Source organism: Massilia sp. MP_M2, from assembly GCF_039123635.1.
Classification (GTDB): domain Bacteria; phylum Pseudomonadota; class Gammaproteobacteria; order Burkholderiales; family Burkholderiaceae_D; genus Telluria.
Window position 1 is genome coordinate 96,972 of sequence record NZ_JBCHJF010000001.1, and the last position, 18,629, is coordinate 115,600.

Below are 18,629 nucleotides of genomic sequence, written 5' to 3' on the forward strand. Positions count from 1 at the left end.
GGCGTTACTTGCGCTCTGCCAGCGGCACGAACTGCAGATCCTCCGGCCCCACGTAATTGGCGCTCGGGCGGATAATCTTGTTGTCGATGCGCTGCTCGATGACGTGCGCCGCCCAGCCCGACGTGCGCGCGATGACGAACAGCGGCGTAAACATCGCCGTCGGCACGCCCATCATGTGGTACGACACGGCCGAGAACCAGTCCAGGTTCGGGAACATCTTTTTTACGTCCCACATCACGGTCTCCAAGCGCTCGGCGATATCGAACATCTTCATCGAGCCGCCCTCTTCCGACAAGCTGCGCGCCACTTCCTTGATGACCTTGTTGCGCGGGTCCGAGATCGTGTACACCGGATGACCGAAGCCGATCACGACTTCCTTGTTGGCCACGCGGTTGCGGATATCGGCCTCGGCTTCGTCCGGGTTGTCATAGCGCTTCTGGATGTCGTGCGCGACTTCGTTGGCGCCGCCGTGTTTCGGTCCGCGCAGTGCGCCGATCGCGCCGGTGATGGCCGAGTGCATGTCCGAGCCGGTGCCGGCAATCACGCGGGCGGTGAAGGTGGACGCGTTGAATTCGTGTTCGGCGTACAGGATCAGCGACGTGTGCATCGCGCGCACCCACGATTCTTTCGGCGCGAAGCCGTGCAGCAGGTGCAGGAAGTGGCCGCCGATCGAATCGTCGTCGGTGTCCACGTCGATGCGTCTGCCGCTGTGGCTGAAGTGGTACCAGTACAGCAGCATCGAGCCGAACGACGCCATCAGGCGGTCGGCGATATCGCGCGCGCCGTTGATGTGGTGATCATCCTTTTCGGGCAGCGTGCAGCCCAGGACCGACACGCCCGTGCGCATCACGTCCATCGGATGGGCATTGGCCGGCAAGGCTTCGAGCGCGCTTTTGAGCGCCTGCGGCAGGCCGCGCAGCGAGCGCAGCTTGGCCTTGTAGCCGCGCAGTTCGCCGTCGTTCGGCAGCTTGCCGTGCACCAGCAGGTAGGCGATTTCCTCGAATTCGCTGGTGGTGGCGATGTCGAGGATATCGTAGCCGCGGTAATGCAGGTCGTTGCCCGATTTGCCGACCGAGCACAGTGCGGTATTTCCGGCGGCGACGCCGGACAGGGCGACGGATTTCTTCGGCTTGAAGGTCGGGTTTTCCAGGTTCTGCGTAGTCATCTAGGGTCTCCTTACTTGACTTTGTTCTGGGCAAACAGCGCGTCGAGCTTCTGCTCGTAGCTGTGGTAATCGATGCGATCATACAGTTCGGCGCGCGTCTGCATCGTCTCCAGCACGTGCTGCTGCGTGCCGTCGCGGCGGATCGCGGTGTAGACATTTTCAGCCGCCTTGTTCATCGCGCGAAACGCCGACAGCGGATACAGCACCAGGCCCACGCCGGCGCCGGCCAGCTCGTCGACGGTAAACAGCGGGGTGGCGCCGAACTCGGTGATATTGGCCAGCACCGGCACCTTGACCGCGTCGGCAAAGCGCTTGTACATGTCGAGCGTCGTCATCGCTTCCGGGAAAATCATGTCGGCGCCCGCTTCGACGCAGGCCACGGCGCGTTCGATCGCCGCGTCCAGGCCTTCGACGGCCAGCGCATCGGTGCGCGCCATGATCACGAAATCGTCGTCCAGGCGCGCATCGGCGGCGGCCCGGATGCGGTCGACCATCTCTTCTTTGCTGACGATCTCCTTGCCCGGCCGGTGGCCGCAGCGCTTGGCGCCGACCTGGTCTTCGATGTGGCAGGCGGCCGCGCCGGCCTTGGAGAGCGAACGCACGGTGCGCGCAACATTGAAGGCCGAGGCACCAAAGCCGGTGTCGACGTCGACCAGCAACGGCAGGTCGCACACGTCGGTGATGCGGCGCACGTCGACCAGCACGTCGTCAAGGTTCGAGATGCCCAGGTCAGGCAGGCCAAGCGAGCCGGCGGCAACGCCGCCGCCGGACAGGTAGATGGCCTTGAAGCCGGCGCGCTTGGCCAGCAGTGCGTGGTTGGCATTGATCGCGCCCACGACTTGCAGCGGGGATTCGTCCAGGATCGCCTGGCGGAAGGCGGCGCCTGCGGAAAGTGTGCTCATGCTGGTCCTTTGTGATGGCGGTAAGAGATCAGGCGATGAATTGCAAGCACCGTGCCAGCGCGCCTGAACCTGTCTGGTTACCGCATTTTCAAGGACTTACATGCGATGGGCGTCCTTTCCAGTCGCCGCCGCACACACCCGCCGTTTCAAAATGAAATCTGGATTGAAACATGAAACAACGATATTGAACTCATATGAGCCACAACCCAGTGCCATCGAACTGCGCGTCCAGCACGGCTTGCTGCCCGATCCAGCTGCCGATCAATTCGGCCCGCGTAGCGGTATGCAGTTGGGCCACCCATGCTGCGCTGCCGCCGACCGCACCCGCATCCAGGCCGGCGTTGGCATAGAGCGCCGCCACAAAGTCGGCATCCGACAGTGCCCCGTAGTGCGCCACGAACTCGGTCGTCTCCGTGAAGCCGGCCACCAGCGCATCCTTGTCAAGGCCAGCGCGCGTCCACCAGGCAAAGCCGGCGATGTCACCGCTGCGGTCCAGGACGCTCTGGTAGAGCAATCCCAGCGTCTCAAGGGTCGCGGCATTGGCCTGCGTGAAGGCCAGGTCGACCACGCCGTCGCTGAACGCGCCCCGTTCAATCCCGTGCAGCGTGTCGACGTCGCCCGTGGCCCCGTCCAGCACCAGCACCGCGCCGTCATTGCCCAGCATGAAGCGTAGGTCGGCGAGCGCGCCGGCATACGCGATGGTGTCGACGCCGCTGTCGGCAAGCCAGCTGTTCTCGCCGGCCACGCTGGCGGCGGCAATGACGAGCTCCGGGCCTTGCAGCGCGCGATGCTCGGCGCTGAGGGCAAAGGCAAGCAACAGGTCAGACCGCGTGAGGGAAGAATGCGCAAGATGGCCGCTCCAGAAGGCCAGGCCTTCGGCGTCAGCCGTGCGTGCCAGCACCTGGTCGTACAGCGTTCGCACGAAAGCGTCGTCCGACAAGGCAGTCATGCCGGCGCCGGCCCACTCGGGCGAGGCGACGATCGCGCGCGCAACGGCGGCCGCGCCCATCTCTTGCGCCAGGTAGTAGTTCAGGCCCCCGATGTCGGGCGCGCGCTCGAACGCAGCGTGGTACAGCAGCGCCGTCTCGACCAGGCGCTCGCGCGCCGCGCCAAGAAACGCCAGGTCGGCGTCGCCCGCATCGAGCTGCGTCAGCGTCAACGCGAGCGGTGCGGCGGCGGCAAATACGGTGCCGGCGTGGACCGCGCCCAGTACGCCGTCACGCCCGAGCGTGAATTGCCAGTCGCCACGCGCACTGCCACCGCCTTGCAGCACATCGTTGCCGCTGCCGCCGCGCAGGGTGTCGCTGCCGCTGCCGCCCACCAGCAGATCGCGCCCGCTGCCGCCATCGAGCAGGTCATTGCCACCGGCGCTGCCGACGATATCGTCACCGCCCCCGCCAAACAGCTGGTCGTCGCCGACGCCCAGGAAAATGTTCTGGCGGGCGTCGTCGCCCGCCACGATATTGTTGCCCGCGCCGCCGCGCAACGTCGCTGCGCCGACGATCGCGGCGAAGTCCACGTCATCGAGCAGCAGCGTCGCATTCGCCGGCAGTTGCGTAGCGTCGATCACCAGACCGATGACGGCGCCGTCGTCAGCCCCGCCGCTGATGGCGATCGTGGGCGCGCTGCCGCCGGGGACGGCAAGCGGGGCCAGCGTCGCCGTGTGCAGCGCGGCGTTCTGTAACAGTGCTTCCAGAAAGGCCACACCCTCCCCGCGCATTTCGTCACGCGCGCTCGATCCGTCGGTGGTTTTCTGTTCGATGCGGTGGATCAGGTCAAGCAGCGCCTGGTCGTGCGTCAGCAGGCGCGCCGGCCCGGATGCCTGCAGACCGGCGCCGACCGGGAGGCCGACCGTCAGCGTCGATGTAACGCCGCCGCGGGTGGCGCTCAACGGGATATCGGCCAGATCGGCATTGGGCGTGGCAGGGTTGTCGACCCGTGCGCCCGTCACGAACGGCACCGTGACCGTGTGGTTGAGCAGGCCGGTGACGGGGTCGGTCGTGCTGGTGGTAACGACCGGGACGCCATCGACCGTTCCGGCTGCTGGCGAAGGGGGCGGCGTCGGATTCGGCGCGCTGCCGGTGTGCACTGCATACACGTTCGACGTCGCCACGCCAAGGCCCGTGTTACCCGCAGCGTTCTGCACCCCGGTCAGGTCGAGCGTGACGGTATTCAGGTTGACATAGGTGTCAGCGCCAGGCGTCAGGGTCGCGCTCCAGGTCACGCCGCCGTCATTGCTCATCAAGTTCGACAGCGTACCGTTGGCAACCACCAGGTCGTCCCCGGCAAAGCCGCTGACGGCTTCAGAGAACGTGATCGTGACGGTCGCGGTTTCACCCGCCGTCAGGGTGGCGTCGCTGACGGCGACCGCGGCCGTCGGGCGGGCGGTGGCGACGGTGTAGGTCGGGCCGTTGAAGGCGCCGCTGCCCGCCAGGCCGCCAGCATCGAGCACGCCTGCCAGGTCGAGCACGATCTGGTGCACAGCGGACGCCAGATCGACCTGCGGTGTGAAGCTCGCTCTCCAGATGCGGCCGCCATCGCTGCTGGCGAGTGCGCCGAGGGTCCCGGCCGGCATGGACAGGTCACCGACGTCGAAGCCCGTGACCGCTTCGCTGAACGTCACGGTCAGCGTGGCCGTCTCGCCTGCCGCCAGCTGGGAGTCCGACAGCGTGATCGACGCGGTTGGCGCGACCGGCGCCACGTCCACCACGGTAACGCTGTTGGTGGCGCTCAGCGCGCCATCGTCCACGGCAAGCAGGAACGTGGTGGCAATCACTGCGCCGGCACTTTGATTGGCGCTCGGCGTGAAGACCAGCGCGCGCAGCTGCGCCTGGACCGTCGCGGCGCTGCCCCTGAGCGTGTAGTTGCCGGCGCTGCCCCCCAGGCCGGCGCCGGCCAGCACGCCATTTGCCGGCGCGTAGCCGATCGTGACCGTGACGGCGTCGCCATCGATGTCGCTCACCGTCACCCCGGCAAACGGCGCCGCCGTCTTGTCGTCATCGATCGACGGCGTGGCGAACGCACCGCCCAGCACCGGCGCACTGTTGACGCCCACGGTGAAGGTGTGCGCGGCGCCATTGGCCGCCACCGCGTTGCCGGCGATATCGCGCAGCGTGCCGGTGATGCCGATCGTGTAGCTGCCGACGTCGAGCACATCCCAGTCACCGCCCGGCGCCTGCACCGTGTAGGTGAAGACGTTGCGATTGACGACATGGCTGCTGATGGTCAGGATGCCGCCCGGCCCGGTCACACTGACATTGTCGCTGCCGGCCGTGGCGGTGTCGATGCCGGCGCCGCTGTCGGTGTAGGTCACGCTGAAGGTGAAGCTGGCCCCGGCCGGATCGACCAGGTTGGCGCGCACCGGCGTGCCGGCGATCGGCGCCGCCCCGTCGACCAGGTACGCCTGCGTCCACGCCGCGCCGTAATTGCCCGCGGTGTCGGCCACGCGCACCTGCAGCGTGCCGCTCGCCGGCAGCAGGACGCCGTCCAGGGCCCAGGTGCTGCCGCTGCCGCTGGCAGAAAACCAGCTGTCACCGTCATCGAACGACACTTCGACGAACTCGTCGCCCGTGCGCGCGGTGTTCAGCACGCCGCTGAGGTTCTGCGCGACGGTGTTGGTGATGAAGTCATTGGCGCTGGTGCCCGAGTCGATCAACAGCGCCGCCGTGGTCGGCGTGGCCGTGGGCGCGGCGACATCGATCGTATAGGCATGACTGGCCTCGATGCCCGCAAGGCTGTCGGCATCGCGCGCGCGGATGACGAGCGTGCCCGATGCTGGCAGGACGACATCGGCCCATGTCACGCTGGCGCCGTCGACGCCGGCGCTGATGTCGGTCCATGTAGTGCCATTGTCGAGCGAGCCGTGCACGCTCTCTCCCGGCAGCAGCGCGCGTGACAGCGTCGCCCCGATCGTTTGCAGCGCAGCGTTGGTGTGGAAGTCGGTTGCGCTGACGCCGTTGTCCAGCGACAGGCGCAGACTGCCCACCGAGGGCGCATTGGTGAAGGCGACGTCGATGACGCCGGCACCCGCCACGCCAGCCACGCCGTTGCCGGCCAGGTCGCGCACCGAATCGGCCGCGAGCCCGACGGCATAGCGCCCGGCATCCTGGACGTCCCAGGCGCCGTCCGGCGCGGCGACGGTGTAGGTGACGACGCTGCCGTTGACGCTGTACGACTGGACCGCCAGGAGGGCGTTCGCGGGCGTGGTGACGCTGATGTTACCGGTGCCGAAACTGGCGCTGTCCAGGCCCCCGCCGCCGCTGTCGGTCCAGGTCACGACGACCTGGAAGCTGGCGCCGGCCGGCGCCAGCAGATCGGTGTCGGCTGCCACCTGCCCGGTCGGACGCACCCCATCGACGATGTAGTTGCGGCTGTAGACCGGGCCGGCATTGCCCGCCAGATCGAGCACCCGGACCTGCAGCGCACCTGTCGCATCGAGCACGCTGCCGGCGAGCGACCAGGCGGTCGATCCGGTCGAGGCGGTGGCGTCGGCCCAATCGGCGCCATTGACCGACACCTGGACCTGCTCGCCGGCCTGCAGCGGCGCATCCAGCGTCCCTGACACGGTCTGGTTCGCGCTGGCCACGATGAAGTCGCCATTGCCGTCCACACTCAGTGCCGCCAGCAGGATCCCGGTGGCAGGCGCGGTCGTGTCGAGCGTGTACGCGCGCGTGGCCGGCGTGCCGGCGTTGCCGTGCTGGTCTTCCAGGCGCAGTACGATCGCCCCGCCCGCGACCAGCGTGGCGCCGGTCCAGTCAAGCGTGGCGCCGCTGACGCGGTCCGTGATGTCGACCCAGGTGGCGCCATTGTCCACCGAGCCCCGGAGCGTCTCACCGGCGGCGAGCGCCTGGCTCAAGCTCGCGCTGATCGTCTGGCTGGCAACGTTCGTGTTGAAGTCGGCGCTACTCGGACCGCTGTCGTTCGCGATGCGGATATTGCCGAAGCTGGTCGTCGGCGCGGTGTGGTCGATCGTCACGGCCAGCGCGCCGCCGACCGGGCTCGCGATGGCGCCGGTGGCCGAAGTCACGAAGGCGCGCACGGTATAGTTGCCGTCCAGGCCGCTCGTGGACAGGTTGCTGACGCTCCACACGCCATTGGCAAGCGTCGCCGTTGCATAGCGCTCGCCGACGTCGTAGCCGCCATCGGCGTCGCCGTCGATGAACACGGTGACCGTGCTGGCCGTATCGTTGGCTGCACTCGTGCCGGACAGTGCCAGGCTGGCGGCAGCGGTGACGTTGTCGTTGTTCAGCAGGCCCGTATCGGCGCCTGCCTCCAGGTCGGGCGTGCCGGGCGCCTGCGGTACAACGCTGAAGTTGATGGTCCGGGTTGCCGTGGCCAAGCCATCGCTGACCTGGATCGTGACGCTGTCGTTGCCGGCATAGCCGCCGGTGGGCGTATAGCGCAGGGTGCCGCCCGGCGTGATGTCGGCGCCGCCGCCGCTGGCCGTGGCGCCGGTCACTTGCGCAACGCCGTGGCTGACCTGGCTGACGACTGTCCAGGTCAGCGTATCGGCAGCGTCCGGATCGTTCACGTGCAGCAGGCTGGCAAGGTCGAGAGCGCTGCCGTTCTGGTTCACGTTCACGGTGGCGGCAAACGGCTCGACGAACACCGGGGCGGTAGACAGGGGCTCGATGTTCGACAGGACGATGTTGTCGAACTGGAGCAGGATGATATCGCCGGTTGCATTGGACAGCTCGGCCCATTCGATGCCGTGCATCGCCGGCTCGTTGGCCAGCATGACGCGCACCGCATCACTGGGTAGCTGCGTACCGCCGTCGTATTGCGCGGCAGGGATATTGAAGGTCACCGGTGTCGCTGTTTTGTTCGTACGGATATTGATCGTCAACCCGTACGCGCTCAGGTCGAGCACGGACAGTTCGGTCAGATCGAATGTCCGGCCACCATCGACAGTCAGCTTGAGCACGGCAGGCGCGCGCACGTCCGGATTTTCGAGGTCGACCGAGATCGTCATGCCATCCAGGCCAACCACGTCGTAGCCCGAAAATGAGGTTTCGGCCGTATGCACGAGGGACCCGGCATCGGCGGTCAGCACCAGCACCGCGTCGCCAAGCTGCTGACTGGCAACCGGCGATCCGGGGCTACCGATGACCTGTTGCGCGACGACGCCGTTCGTGAAATCGAACGTCACCGGGCCGGACTGGACCTGGTTGCTGTTGGCGATGGACGCGCGGGTGCTGCTGGCATGCGAGGGATTGATCATGGCGGTCGAAGGATGTCGATGGCGTGAAGGAAAGTTTCAACAGGGCTGCGCCTGGCAGCCCGGGGACTCATGGACGTGACGGGTAAATGCCTTGTGTGGCGATGATGAAGTTCAGGGTGGTATATGGCGGCACGGTGCCGATGGCGCCGCTCAGGGCGACCTGCACCGGCAACGGCTGCCCGGCGCCGGTGGTGCTCACCGCGATCGTGCCGGCTGCTGCCGGCAGCGCCACGTCGAACGGCAGCAGCGTGGACGTGGCCGTATCGGTCGTGTAGAGCTTGGGCGGCGTGAGCCCGCCCGTCACGCACCCGAGCACCTTGCCGGGGCCCGGCACGCTGTCGGTAGCCGCACCGACCGCGTCGATGGGAACCGCGACGCTGACGCTGGCCGCCGCCGCACCCGTGAACGCGGCGCCGTGACTGTGCGCGGGCAGGTTGTTCACGCCGATCGTGACGCTGCCAACGCCGCTGGCCCCGCTCATGTTAGCCGTGGCCGCGCCACCCTTTTGAGCGATGTTGGTCACGCCCTGGGCCCCCATCGGAAATCTGCCACGCAGGTCGGGCAGCGCAAAGGTCTGCTGACCGTCACCACCGAAGTAGTTGCCCAGCAGCGTGTACAGCGCCTGATTCTGATTGATCGGAAGTAATGAGCCGTCGCACAATGCCCAGCCGAGTGGTACCCAGGGTACGGGCCACAAGATGATTTGTCCCAGGATTGGATCCATGTTTCTCCCTCACGTGAATAAAGTTTGCGTGGAATTACCCTTGGGATAGTCGCACGACAGAAATTGAATCATTATTGACAATTGTCAGTACATTTGAAGTTCGTTAACAGGATTGGCTGATATGCGACGGTTTGATGCAGACCTGTGAATGCAGTCGCCAAAAAAGGCGCAGTCAGCGTTTTCTGTTGATGACCCCGATCGCGATGCAGAGCAAATGTTCTACGGAACTGACCCGCCCGCCGTCGATGGCCCAGCGCCATCCCAGATAATTGGGCAGGTAGCGCGATGCCACGCCGCGAAAGCCCAGTAGCCACGCCTTGAAACGCTGGTGATAGGCATTGACGTTCTGGACGTGAATGGCACGGCTGCCCAGGTGCCTGCCGCGTACACCGACGCGGAGATGGATCGCCTCGTGCGCAATGCGGTGCTTGCGTGCGAAAGCCCGATAGGCGGCACGGCTGTCGCTGACCAGGAGCGCCTGCGGATCGAGGCGGGGCAGCAAATCACGTTCGAGCTGGGCGGGGGTCAGTGCACCCCGCCCAGTAACGGCATCGATGGTGCGGCCAGTGCGATCGCGCGCTACCAGGATGCAATCGAGATGCCGGGAAATATTGCGCATCGGGGCGCTCCGTCCCCGTCGACGCGCTGGCCGATCGAGCGTGCATGATCCTTTTTGCGATTCGAGCAGGAACATCTCGTCGGCCTCGACAATGCCATTCAGAGCTGCTGGCCGGTCCAGCTTGACCCAGTGCAGGAAGCGGTGACGCCATCGGAATGCCGTATTGCGGTGCACGCCCACACGCTCTGCCGCCTTGCGCACGGAGAGCGAATCCAGCAGTACCTGCGAGTACGCGAGCCATTTGGCCTTGTGCCGGAGCCGTGCCAGCGGCGTGCCGCTCAGGTCGTTGAACGTACGGCCGCAAGCGCAGCAGCGAAACCGCTGCAGGTCGTTGGCGAATCCATGCCGGTGGCAGCGCTCGTTACCACACCGGGGACAGCAGCGCCCGGGCGCTCTGGCCTGAGCGATGCGTGCCACAACCTGGTCGAGCCCGGCGGCAGGATGCAGGGCGTCGAGCACTTGCCGGCGCTGCGGCTCGTTCAGTGATGGCAACCTGGCGAGCCAGGTTTTGAAACGCGGCACTTTCATGGTCGGCTCCTGGCGCTGGGGACAGGCGTTGGACCACGGCGCCGCTCATCAGTTCAAAGCTCGGCCCTATTTAACGTTGAATGCGCAAAAAAAACCGGGTGGGTCCTTGCGGACCACACCCGGCTTGCGCTGCCTGACCTATCGGACGTTAGTGGCCCGACGCGCCTGACGCACCGATGCCGGTCTCGGCGCGCACCTGCTGCGCCTCGAAGCCTGCACGGTCGATCCGCGCGCGTGGCCCTTTGTCGGTGATCGAGAACAGCCAGATACCGATGAAGCCCACTGCCATCGAGAAGATGGCTGGCGAGGCGTACGGGAAAATCGCCGCCGGATGGTGCAGCACATCGACCCATACCGATTTCGACACGATCGTCAAGCCCACCGCCGTGGCCAGGCCCAGGAAGCCGCCGACCGTGGCGCCGCGGGTGGTGCAATCCTTCCAGAGCACCGACATGAACAGCACCGGGAAGTTGGCCGATGCGGCAATCGCGAAGGCCAGCGAGACCATGAACGCGACGTTCTGCTTTTCGAAGGCGATACCCAGCACCACGGCCACGACACCCAGTGCGATGGTGGTGATCTTCGACACGCGCAGCTCGTTTTCGCTGGTGGCATTGCCCTTCTTGAACACGGTTGCATACAGATCGTGCGACACGGCCGAAGCGCCCGACAGCGTCAGACCCGCCACCACGGCGAGGATGGTTGCGAACGCCACCGCCGAGATGAAGCCCAGGAACACGTCGCCGCCCACGGCCTTGGCCAGGTGGACCGCCGCCATATTGTTACCGCCCAGCAGAGCACCGGCCGCATCCTTGAACGCCGGGTTGGTGCCCACCAGCACGATCGCGCCGAAGCCGATGATGAAGGTCAGGACGTAGAAGTAGCCGATCCAGGTGGTGGCCCACAGCACCGATTTGCGCGCTTCTTTCGCGCTCGGCACCGTGAAGAAGCGCATCAGGATGTGTGGCAGGCCGGCAGTACCGAACATCAGCGCCATGCCGAACGAGATGGCCGAGATCGGATCCTTGATGAAGCTGCCCGGGCCCATGATGGCGGTGCCCTTGGCGTGCACTTCGGTCGCGGTCTGGAACAGCAGGGCCGGGCTGAAGTTGTATTGCGCCAGCACCGAGAACGCCATGAACGACGCGCCCGACAGCAGCAGCACGGCCTTGATGATCTGGACCCAGGTGGTGGCCGTCATGCCGCCGAACAGCACGTAGACCATCATCAGGATACCGACCAGCACGACGGCGATCCAGTACTCCAGACCGAACAGCAGCTTGATCAGCTGACCCGCGCCGACCATCTGCGCGATCAGGTAGAACGCGACGACAACCAGCGTGCCCGAGGCCGCGAACACGCGGATCGGCTTTTGCGCGAAGCGGTACGAGGCCACGTCGGCAAACGTGAAGCGGCCAAGGTTGCGCAGGCGCTCGGCCATCAGGAACGTGATGACAGGCCAGCCGACCAGGAAGCCGATGGCGTAGATCAGGCCATCGTAACCGTCGAGGAACACGGCGGCCGAGATACCCAGGAACGATGCAGCCGACATGAAGTCGCCCGCGATCGCAAGGCCATTCTGGAAACCGGTGATGCCCCCCCCAGCGGTGTAAAAGTCGGACGCCGACTTGGTCTTGGCAGCAGCCCACTTGGTGATGAACAGGGTACCGACGACGAACAGCGCGAACATGCTGATCGCGGTCCAGTTGGTCGGCTGCTGCGCGGCCTGGCCCATGTCGGGCGCGGCGTAGGCAATGCCGGTGGCGGCCAGCAGCACGAACGCCAGCAGTGAAGAGGTGCGAGCGCCGGCCATCATGCGCCCACCTTGGCACGGATGGCGTCGCTCAACTCGTCGTATTCGCGATTGGCACGGCGCACATAGATGCCGGTAATCACAACGGTAAACACAATGACGAACAGGCCGAGGGGAATGCCCCAGGTGATGACACTGTTGCCGATCGGGGTACCCATGAATTCCTTGTTGAACGCGACCAGCAGCGTGAAGCCGTAATACACGAACATCATGGCCCAGGTCAGGGTCCAGCCGAAGCGGGACCGAATGCGTTTGAGTTTCTGGTAATTGGGGTCGTTCTTGACCCGGTCTACGATATCTTGATCCACTTTGTCTCCTGATTCTTTTGATAATGCCGTGGTTCGGCTGCCTTTCTGGCTGCGGCCCATGCTACGGGGATGCCCTTACCGGATTCTTACGCCGGGCGCTTAATTCCGACCGCTCGTTCGAGCATGCGACGTTTCAGGATGAAACAGCTGTGCTTATTTGCACTACACTTGAAACATGGATTCCCCACGCTCTTCTTCCTCTGGCGACAAGCCCATCATCTGGACCGTGTCGGTCTCGCGCCTTTCCGCGCTGTTTCGCGACATCACCGTCGAATACGACCATCTGGCGTCCATCGAGCCGCTGCATATCGGTTTCGACGAAGCGGCCACGCATATCCGTGAGCGGCTGGCCACCGAGCATTGCGACGTCGTGATCGCGGCCGGCTCGAACGCGGCCTGGCTCAAGAGCCGCGTGTCGGTGCCGGTGGTCGCCGCCAGGGCCAGTGGCTTTGACGTGCTGCAGGCGCTCACGCGCGCGCGCAAGCTTGCTGGCAGCGCCCCCGGCGCCATCGGCGTCGTCAGTTACGGCGCCCTGCTGCCGGAGCTGGCCGACTTCGCGGCCGGCTTTGGCCTGGACCTGGTCCAGCGCAGCTATGTCACGCAAGAAGATGCGCGCGCCGCCGTCGATGAACTCAAGGCGCTGGGCGTGGCCGTCATCGTCGGCGCCGGTTCGGTGACCGACCTGGCCGAAGAAGCCGGCCTGCGCGCCGTGTTCCTGTATTCGGCGGCGTCGATCCGGCAAGCGTTCGACGATGCACTCGAGCTGGCCCGCCTGACCCGGCTCGAGGTTGATCGCAGCCGTGTCCGCAGCCGCAGCACGCCCGCCGACAAGCACCGCCTGCGGCGCGGCCTGAACGATCTGCGCGGCGACTCGCCCGCGATGCAGCAGTTGCGCCAGACCGTGGTGCTGTACGCGCGCTCGCCCAGCACCGTGCTGATCGAGGGCGAAACCGGCAGCGGCAAGGAACTCGTGGCGCAGGCCATCCACCGCGAAAGCCCGCGTCAGGACGCGACCCGCCCTTTCGTCGCTGTCAATTGCGGCGCGATTGCCGAGTCGCTGCTCGAATCGGAGCTGTTCGGTCACGAGGACGGCGCGTTTACCGGCGCGCGCCGTGGCGGGCACGCGGGCCTGTTCGAAGCGGCCAATGGCGGCACGCTGTTTCTCGACGAGATCGGCGAAATGCCGCTCGGCCTGCAAACGCGCCTGCTGCGCGTGCTGGAGGAGCGCGAAGTGATGCGCGTGGGCGGCACGCGGCCGGTGCCGATCACTGTGCGCGTGATCAGTGCCACCCACTGCGACCTCGAAGCGCGCGTGCGCGACGGGCGCTTCCGGGCCGACCTGTTCTATCGGCTGGCCGTGCTGCGCCTGGCCTTGCCGCCGTTGCGGGCACGGGTGCAGGACATCGCGCCGCTGCTCGACTGGTCGCTCAAGGGGGCGCTGGCCGCGCTCGATGCACGGCCGCATCCGAATCTGGTGGCCGAACTGAAAGCCTGCACGCCATTGATCAGCGCCTACGCCTGGCCCGGCAACGTGCGCGAGCTGCGCAACCTGACCGAGCGCCTGGCGCTGTTCCTCGCGGCCGAACCGCTGCAGGCACTGACGCCGGGCTTCATGCTGTCGGTGGCGCCCGAGCTGGCGCGTGGTGCAGCCTCGGTCAGCGCCCTGGCCGGGCCGACGCGAGAATCGGCAACTGCGGTGCTGGCGCGCTTTGGCGGGCAGCGCGATCTGGCGGCAGATCATCTGGGGATCAGCCGCACGACCCTTTGGCGGCGGCTGAAGGCAGAAGGCTGACCTCTGGCCTCTGGCCTCTGAGCGCTGCGCTTTAAGGCGCTCCAAAGCAACATCCACCGAAAGCTCGTATCATGTTTCTTTGATATGGCCTGGCGCCAATCCGCACCAGGTCTTCATGCATGTCGGCCGCGGCGCCCCTATCCGCGACGCCGCAGTCCGATCCCCACGGAGGCAACTATGCAACATGCGTCGCAAGCGGCTCTGTTTTCCCTGATTGGCGATACCCCGATGGTGGAAGTGACCCGCATCGATACCGGGCCCTGCCAGCTGTTCCTCAAGCTCGAATCGCAAAACCCGGGCGGCTCCATCAAGGATCGCATCGGCAAGACCATGATCGAGCAGGCCGAGCATGACGGCCTGCTCAATCCGGGCGGCACCGTCGTCGAAGCCACGGCCGGCAACACGGGCCTGGGCCTGGCGCTGGTGGCGCGCATCAAGGGCTATCGCGTGGTGCTCGTCGTGCCCGACAAAATGGCGCCCGAGAAAATCCTGCACCTCAAGGCGCTCGGCGCCGAAATCCACCTGACCCGCTCCGACGTCGGCAAGGGCCACCCCGAGTACTACCAGGATCTCGCCGCGCGGCTGGCCAAGGACATCCCGGGCGCCTGGTTTGCCGACCAGTTCAACAACCCGGCCAATCCGCGCGCCCACGAAACCACGACTGGCCCCGAGATCTGGGACCAGGCCAAGCACAAGCTGGACGCGATCGTCCTCGGGGTCGGCTCGTCCGGCACCCTCACCGGCCTGTCAAGGTACTTCAAGAAAGCCGCGCCCCAGCTCGAATTCATCCTGGCCGATCCGAAAGGCTCGATCCTGGCCGAATACGTCGAGACCGGCCACGTGTCGCAGCATGCCGGCTCGTGGGCCGTGGAAGGCATCGGCGAAGACTTCATTCCCGGCATCGCCGACCTCACCCGCGTCAAGCAGGCCTACACGATCACCGACGAGGAAAGCTTCTCGACGGCGCGCCTGTTGCTGCAGCAGGAAGGCATCCTGGGCGGCTCGTCCACCGGCACGCTGCTGGCGGCGGCGCTGAAATACTGCCGCGCACAGACGCGCCCCAAACGCGTCGTCACGTTCGTCTGCGACACCGGAACGCGCTATCTCAGCAAGGTGTACAGCGACGGCTGGATGGTCGACCAGGGCCTGATCACGCGCCCGAAAACGGGCGACCTGCGCGACCTGATCGGGCGCCGCCACGACGCCGGCGAAGTCATCACCCTCGCACCATCGGACACGCTGCTCACCGCCTTCAACCGCATGCGCTCGAGCGACCTGCAACAACTGCCCGTGATGGACGCCGAAGGGCGCCTGGCGGGCCTGATCGACGAATCCGACCTGCTGCTGAAGGTGACCCAATCGAACGACCATTTCAGCGCACCAGTTTCAACCACCATGACGGCCGATCTCAAGACCCTGCACCCTGGCGCGAGCATGGCGCAACTGCGCGACATTCTCGACCGGGGCCTCACCGCCGTGATCGCCGACGGGCCGCAGTTCTATGGCCTGATCACGCGCTTCGACCTGCTCAATCACCTGCGAAGGACACTCTCGTGACCCATCCGGACACCAAACACACGATCGAATTCAAACGCCATCTGGCCACCCGCGTCATCCACGGCGGCCAGTCACCCGAACCCGCGACCGGTGCCGTGATGCCGCCGATCTTCGCCACCTCGACCTATCGCCAGGAAAGCCCGGGCGTGCACCAGGGCTTCGACTACGGCCGCTCGCACAACCCGACCCGATTTGCGCTCGAACGCTCGCTGGCCGATATCGAGGGCGGCCGCGCCGCCTTCGCGTTTGCGTCGGGCCTGGCAGCAATTGCCGCCGTGCTGGAACTGCTCCCCAGCGGCTCGCACGTCGTGGCTGGCGACGACATGTACGGCGGCACCTACCGCCTGTTCGAGCGCGTGCGCCGCGACAGCGCCGGGCACACGTTCAGCTACGTCGATTTGTCCGACCCGGACGCACTGGCCGCCGCCATCACGCCTGCCACGCGCATGGTGTGGGTCGAGACGCCCACCAACCCGATGCTCAAGCTGGCCGACCTGACCGCGATCGCGAGCCTGTGCCACGCACGCGGCATCCTGTGCGTGTGCGACAACACGTTCGCCAGCCCGATCATCCAGCGCCCGCTCGAACACGGGTTCGACATCGTCGTGCACTCGACCACCAAGTACATCAACGGCCACTCGGACGTGATCGGGGGCGTGGCCATCGTCGGCGCCAACGACCACCAGACAGGCCTGGCCGAAAAACTCGGCTTCATCCAGAATTCGGTGGGCGCGATCCAGGGGCCGTTCGACAGCTTCCTCGTGCTGCGCGGGATCAAGACGCTGGCCTTGCGCGTGGAGCGCAGCAGCGGCAACGCCCTGCTGCTGGCAAGCTGGCTCGAGCAGCAGCCGCAGGTCCGCAAGGTGCACTATCCGGGGCTGGAATCGCATCCGCAGCACGCCCTGGCGCGCAACCAGATGCACGGCGGGTATGGCGGCATCGTCTCGATCGAACTGGACACCGACCTCGACGGCGCACGGCGCTTCCTGGAAGCGTGCGAGGTGTTCACGCTGGCCGAAAGCCTGGGCGGTGTGGAAAGCCTGATCGAGCATCCGGCGCTGATGACACATGCAAGCATCCCGCCCGAGCGACGTGCCGAGCTCGGCATCGGCGACGGGCTGATTCGCCTGTCGGTCGGTATCGAGCATATCGACGATCAGCGCGAAGATCTGCGCCGCGCACTGGCGGCGATCTGATTTCATAGGGTGGATGGCTATGCCGTCCACGCGGTGATGGTTGGCGTGGATGTACCCGAACAAATCATCGAAGCCAGGTTTGCAACACATCCCGGATGATCGTTCCGCCAACCATCACCGCGTGCGCGGCATAGCCGCCTCGCCGGCCGCGCCCACCCTACGCCAGCAACAGTGCATCCTGGCGACGTAACTTGAACGTCGCCACCAGCGCCGACAATTCCGCGGCCTGCTGGCGCATCGAGGCAGCAGCCGCTGCTGCTTCTTCCACCATCGCCGCATTCTGCTGTGTCGAGAGGTCCATCTCGGCAATCGCGCGACTCACTTGCGTCACGCCGTTGGCCTGGCCGGCGCTGGCGGTGTGGATCTCGCCCAGGATGCCGGCCACCTCGTGCACGTGCTGCAGCATGGTGCGCATCGTCGAACCGGCTGCTTCGGCGATGCTGGTGCCGGCCTCGATTTCGCGCGACGATTCCCCGATCAGCTTCTTGATTTCCTTGGCTGCATTGGCGGAATGCTGCGCCAGGTTGCGCACTTCGGACGCGACCACCGCAAACCCCCGCCCCTCGCTGCCGGCTCGCGCCGCTTCCACGGCCGCATTCAGCGCCAGGATATTCGTCTGGAAGGCGATGCTGTCGATCATGCCGGTGATGTCCACGATGCGCGCGGCCGAAGCCTTGATCGCCCCCATGCGCGTGACCAGCTGACCCACCGCCTGCGCACCCTCGGCTGCCACGCCGGACGCCGTCTGGGCCAGCGCATTGGCCTGCTGCGCATTGGCGTTGTTGCTGGCGATGGCGCCCGACAATTCGTCCATCGCCGTCACCGTTTCGCGCAGCGACTCGGCCTGGCGCTCGGTGCGGATCGACAGGTCCTGGTTGCCTTCGGCGATTTCACCCGACGCAGCGTCGATTGCCTGCGCGCCCTGCAAGACTTGCGCGACGGTCCCCGACACGCCGTGCGTCATGCCGTTGAGTGCATCGAACAGGCGGCCGATTTCATCCGTGCGGGTGTGGCTGATGATCGGGCGCAGGTCGCCATGGGCCACCTGCTCGGCCAGCGTGGCGGCTTGCCTGAGCGGGCCCACCAGGTTGCGGGTCAGGAGCCAGGCCAGAGCACCGGCCACGGCCAGCGCGGCGCCACCCAGCGCCAGCAGCAGCGCCTTGCTGAAGCTTGATGCCGTCGCCGACGCGTCGGCCAGGCGGTGCGCTTCGGTGCTCTCGTGGGTCAGCAGGCCCTCGAGCGCGGCGACCTCGGCCCTGTAGGCCGGCTCCCAGCGCTGCGTGAGGATCTCTTCGACCAGGCCGGTCTGGCCCAGGTCCTTGGCCTTGAACAGATCGGCCTGGATCGCGGCCAGCGCCGCCTTGCGCGTGCCCGCCACGGCGATCAAGGTGCGTTCCTGTGGCGTGGCCGGCAGTGTGCCCAGTTTGGCCTCGATATCAGCGGCGATCTTGCGCCCCTCGGCCAGTTGCGCGCCGAAGTAATCGCCCAGTTCCAGGCTGTCGCTGCGCGCGATCGAGACGGCGCGCGAGCCGTTCAGGCGCGCGATGCCCAGCAGCTCGGACGTGAGCTGCTGCTTGGCCAGCTTGTCGTTGACCAGATTCGACGTGATGACATCGGCCGCGTGCATGCGCCAGACGGCAACGGCGGCGATGAGGACGATGACGAGAGAGAGAATGCCAAAGGCGCCAATGAGCTTGGAAAACGTGTTGCGTGGTGCGAGTCGCATTGGGATCTTCATGAGAGTGAAACAACGTGTACGCACAGTGTAGGAACGTTGGATGACAAGCATGTGAAATAGCGCCACG

The 18,629-nt window shown here is 66.1% G+C and carries 11 protein-coding genes; 3 read left to right on the forward strand and 8 right to left on the reverse strand.

The genetic code is table 11. The features are described from left to right. Positions 1-4 precede the first annotated feature (4 nt). The 7 genes from prpC to RCH14_RS00480 all read right to left on the reverse strand — a co-directional run bounded on the left by prpC (position 5) and on the right by RCH14_RS00480 (position 12,279). Entirely contained in the window at positions 5-1,165 is a 1,161-nt protein-coding gene (gene prpC, locus RCH14_RS00450) for a 2-methylcitrate synthase (RefSeq protein ID WP_343024205.1), read from the reverse strand. 11 nt (positions 1,166-1,176) lie between these two features. Next, positions 1,177-2,067 carry a methylisocitrate lyase gene (gene prpB, locus RCH14_RS00455; RefSeq protein WP_343024206.1) on the reverse strand — a complete coding sequence of 297 codons (891 nt, stop codon included), beginning with the start codon at positions 2,065-2,067 and terminating at the stop codon, positions 1,177-1,179. 190 nt (positions 2,068-2,257) lie between these two features. After that, positions 2,258-8,287, reverse strand: a complete 6,030-nt coding sequence (locus RCH14_RS00460; RefSeq protein WP_343024207.1) for an Ig-like domain-containing protein — start codon at positions 8,285-8,287, stop codon at positions 2,258-2,260. 67 nt (positions 8,288-8,354) lie between these two features. Then, the gene (locus tag RCH14_RS00465) at positions 8,355-9,011 is read right to left on the reverse strand and encodes a tail fiber protein (protein ID WP_343024208.1); all 657 of its coding nucleotides are present in this window, start codon (positions 9,009-9,011) and stop codon (positions 8,355-8,357) included. Positions 9,012-9,183: 172 nt separating this feature from the next. Beyond that, the gene (locus tag RCH14_RS00470) at positions 9,184-10,158 is read right to left on the reverse strand and encodes an IS1595 family transposase (RefSeq protein WP_343024209.1); all 975 of its coding nucleotides are present in this window, start codon (positions 10,156-10,158) and stop codon (positions 9,184-9,186) included. A 148-nt stretch (positions 10,159-10,306) separates the two neighbouring features. Then, positions 10,307-11,974: a cation acetate symporter gene (locus tag RCH14_RS00475; RefSeq protein ID WP_343024210.1), complete on the reverse strand. Its 1,668-nt coding sequence runs from the start codon at positions 11,972-11,974 to the stop codon at positions 10,307-10,309. After that, positions 11,971-12,279: a DUF485 domain-containing protein gene (locus RCH14_RS00480; protein ID WP_343024211.1), complete on the reverse strand. Its 309-nt coding sequence runs from the start codon at positions 12,277-12,279 to the stop codon at positions 11,971-11,973. Before RCH14_RS00480 ends, RCH14_RS00475 begins: the two co-directional genes overlap by 4 nt. 175 nt (positions 12,280-12,454) lie before the next feature. On the opposite strand from RCH14_RS00480, the gene prpR reads away from it, so the two are divergent. The 3 genes from prpR (at position 12,455) to RCH14_RS00495 (ending at position 16,824) form a co-directional block, all read left to right on the forward strand. Then, a complete protein-coding gene (gene prpR, locus RCH14_RS00485; RefSeq protein ID WP_343024212.1) occupies positions 12,455-14,071 on the forward strand; it encodes a propionate catabolism operon regulatory protein PrpR in 1,617 nt (538 codons plus the stop codon). 177 nt (positions 14,072-14,248) lie between these two features. After that, on the forward strand, positions 14,249-15,628 hold the full coding sequence (locus RCH14_RS00490) for a cystathionine beta-synthase (protein WP_343024213.1): 1,380 nt from the start codon (positions 14,249-14,251) through the stop codon (positions 15,626-15,628). After that, positions 15,625-16,824: a PLP-dependent aspartate aminotransferase family protein gene (locus RCH14_RS00495; protein ID WP_343024214.1), complete on the forward strand. Its 1,200-nt coding sequence runs from the start codon at positions 15,625-15,627 to the stop codon at positions 16,822-16,824. The genes RCH14_RS00490 and RCH14_RS00495 overlap by 4 nt, the downstream gene beginning before the upstream one ends. Before the next feature lie 157 nt (positions 16,825-16,981). On the opposite strand, the gene RCH14_RS00500 is transcribed toward RCH14_RS00495, so the two are convergent. Then, positions 16,982-18,550, reverse strand: coding sequence for a methyl-accepting chemotaxis protein (locus RCH14_RS00500; RefSeq protein WP_343024215.1), 1,569 nt, complete (start codon positions 18,548-18,550; stop codon positions 16,982-16,984). Between the last annotated feature and the right edge of the window lie 79 nt (positions 18,551-18,629).

Excerpts from the sequence above, each read along its gene's own strand:
- prpC (WP_343024205.1), bottom strand. The coding sequence starts at position 1,165 with ATGACTACGCAGAACCTGGAAAACCCGACCTTCAAGCCGAAGAAATCC.
- prpB (WP_343024206.1), bottom strand. The coding sequence starts at position 2,067 with ATGAGCACACTTTCCGCAGGCGCCGCCTTCCGCCAGGCGATCCTGGAC.
- RCH14_RS00460 (WP_343024207.1), bottom strand. The coding sequence starts at position 8,287 with ATGATCAATCCCTCGCATGCCAGCAGCACCCGCGCGTCCATCGCCAAC.
- RCH14_RS00465 (WP_343024208.1), bottom strand. The coding sequence starts at position 9,011 with ATGGATCCAATCCTGGGACAAATCATCTTGTGGCCCGTACCCTGGGTA.
- RCH14_RS00470 (WP_343024209.1), bottom strand. The coding sequence starts at position 10,158 with ATGAAAGTGCCGCGTTTCAAAACCTGGCTCGCCAGGTTGCCATCACTG.
- RCH14_RS00475 (WP_343024210.1), bottom strand. The coding sequence starts at position 11,974 with ATGATGGCCGGCGCTCGCACCTCTTCACTGCTGGCGTTCGTGCTGCTG.
- prpR (WP_343024212.1), top strand. The coding sequence starts at position 12,455 with ATGGATTCCCCACGCTCTTCTTCCTCTGGCGACAAGCCCATCATCTGG.
- RCH14_RS00490 (WP_343024213.1), top strand. The coding sequence starts at position 14,249 with ATGCAACATGCGTCGCAAGCGGCTCTGTTTTCCCTGATTGGCGATACC.
- RCH14_RS00500 (WP_343024215.1), bottom strand. The coding sequence starts at position 18,550 with ATGCGACTCGCACCACGCAACACGTTTTCCAAGCTCATTGGCGCCTTT.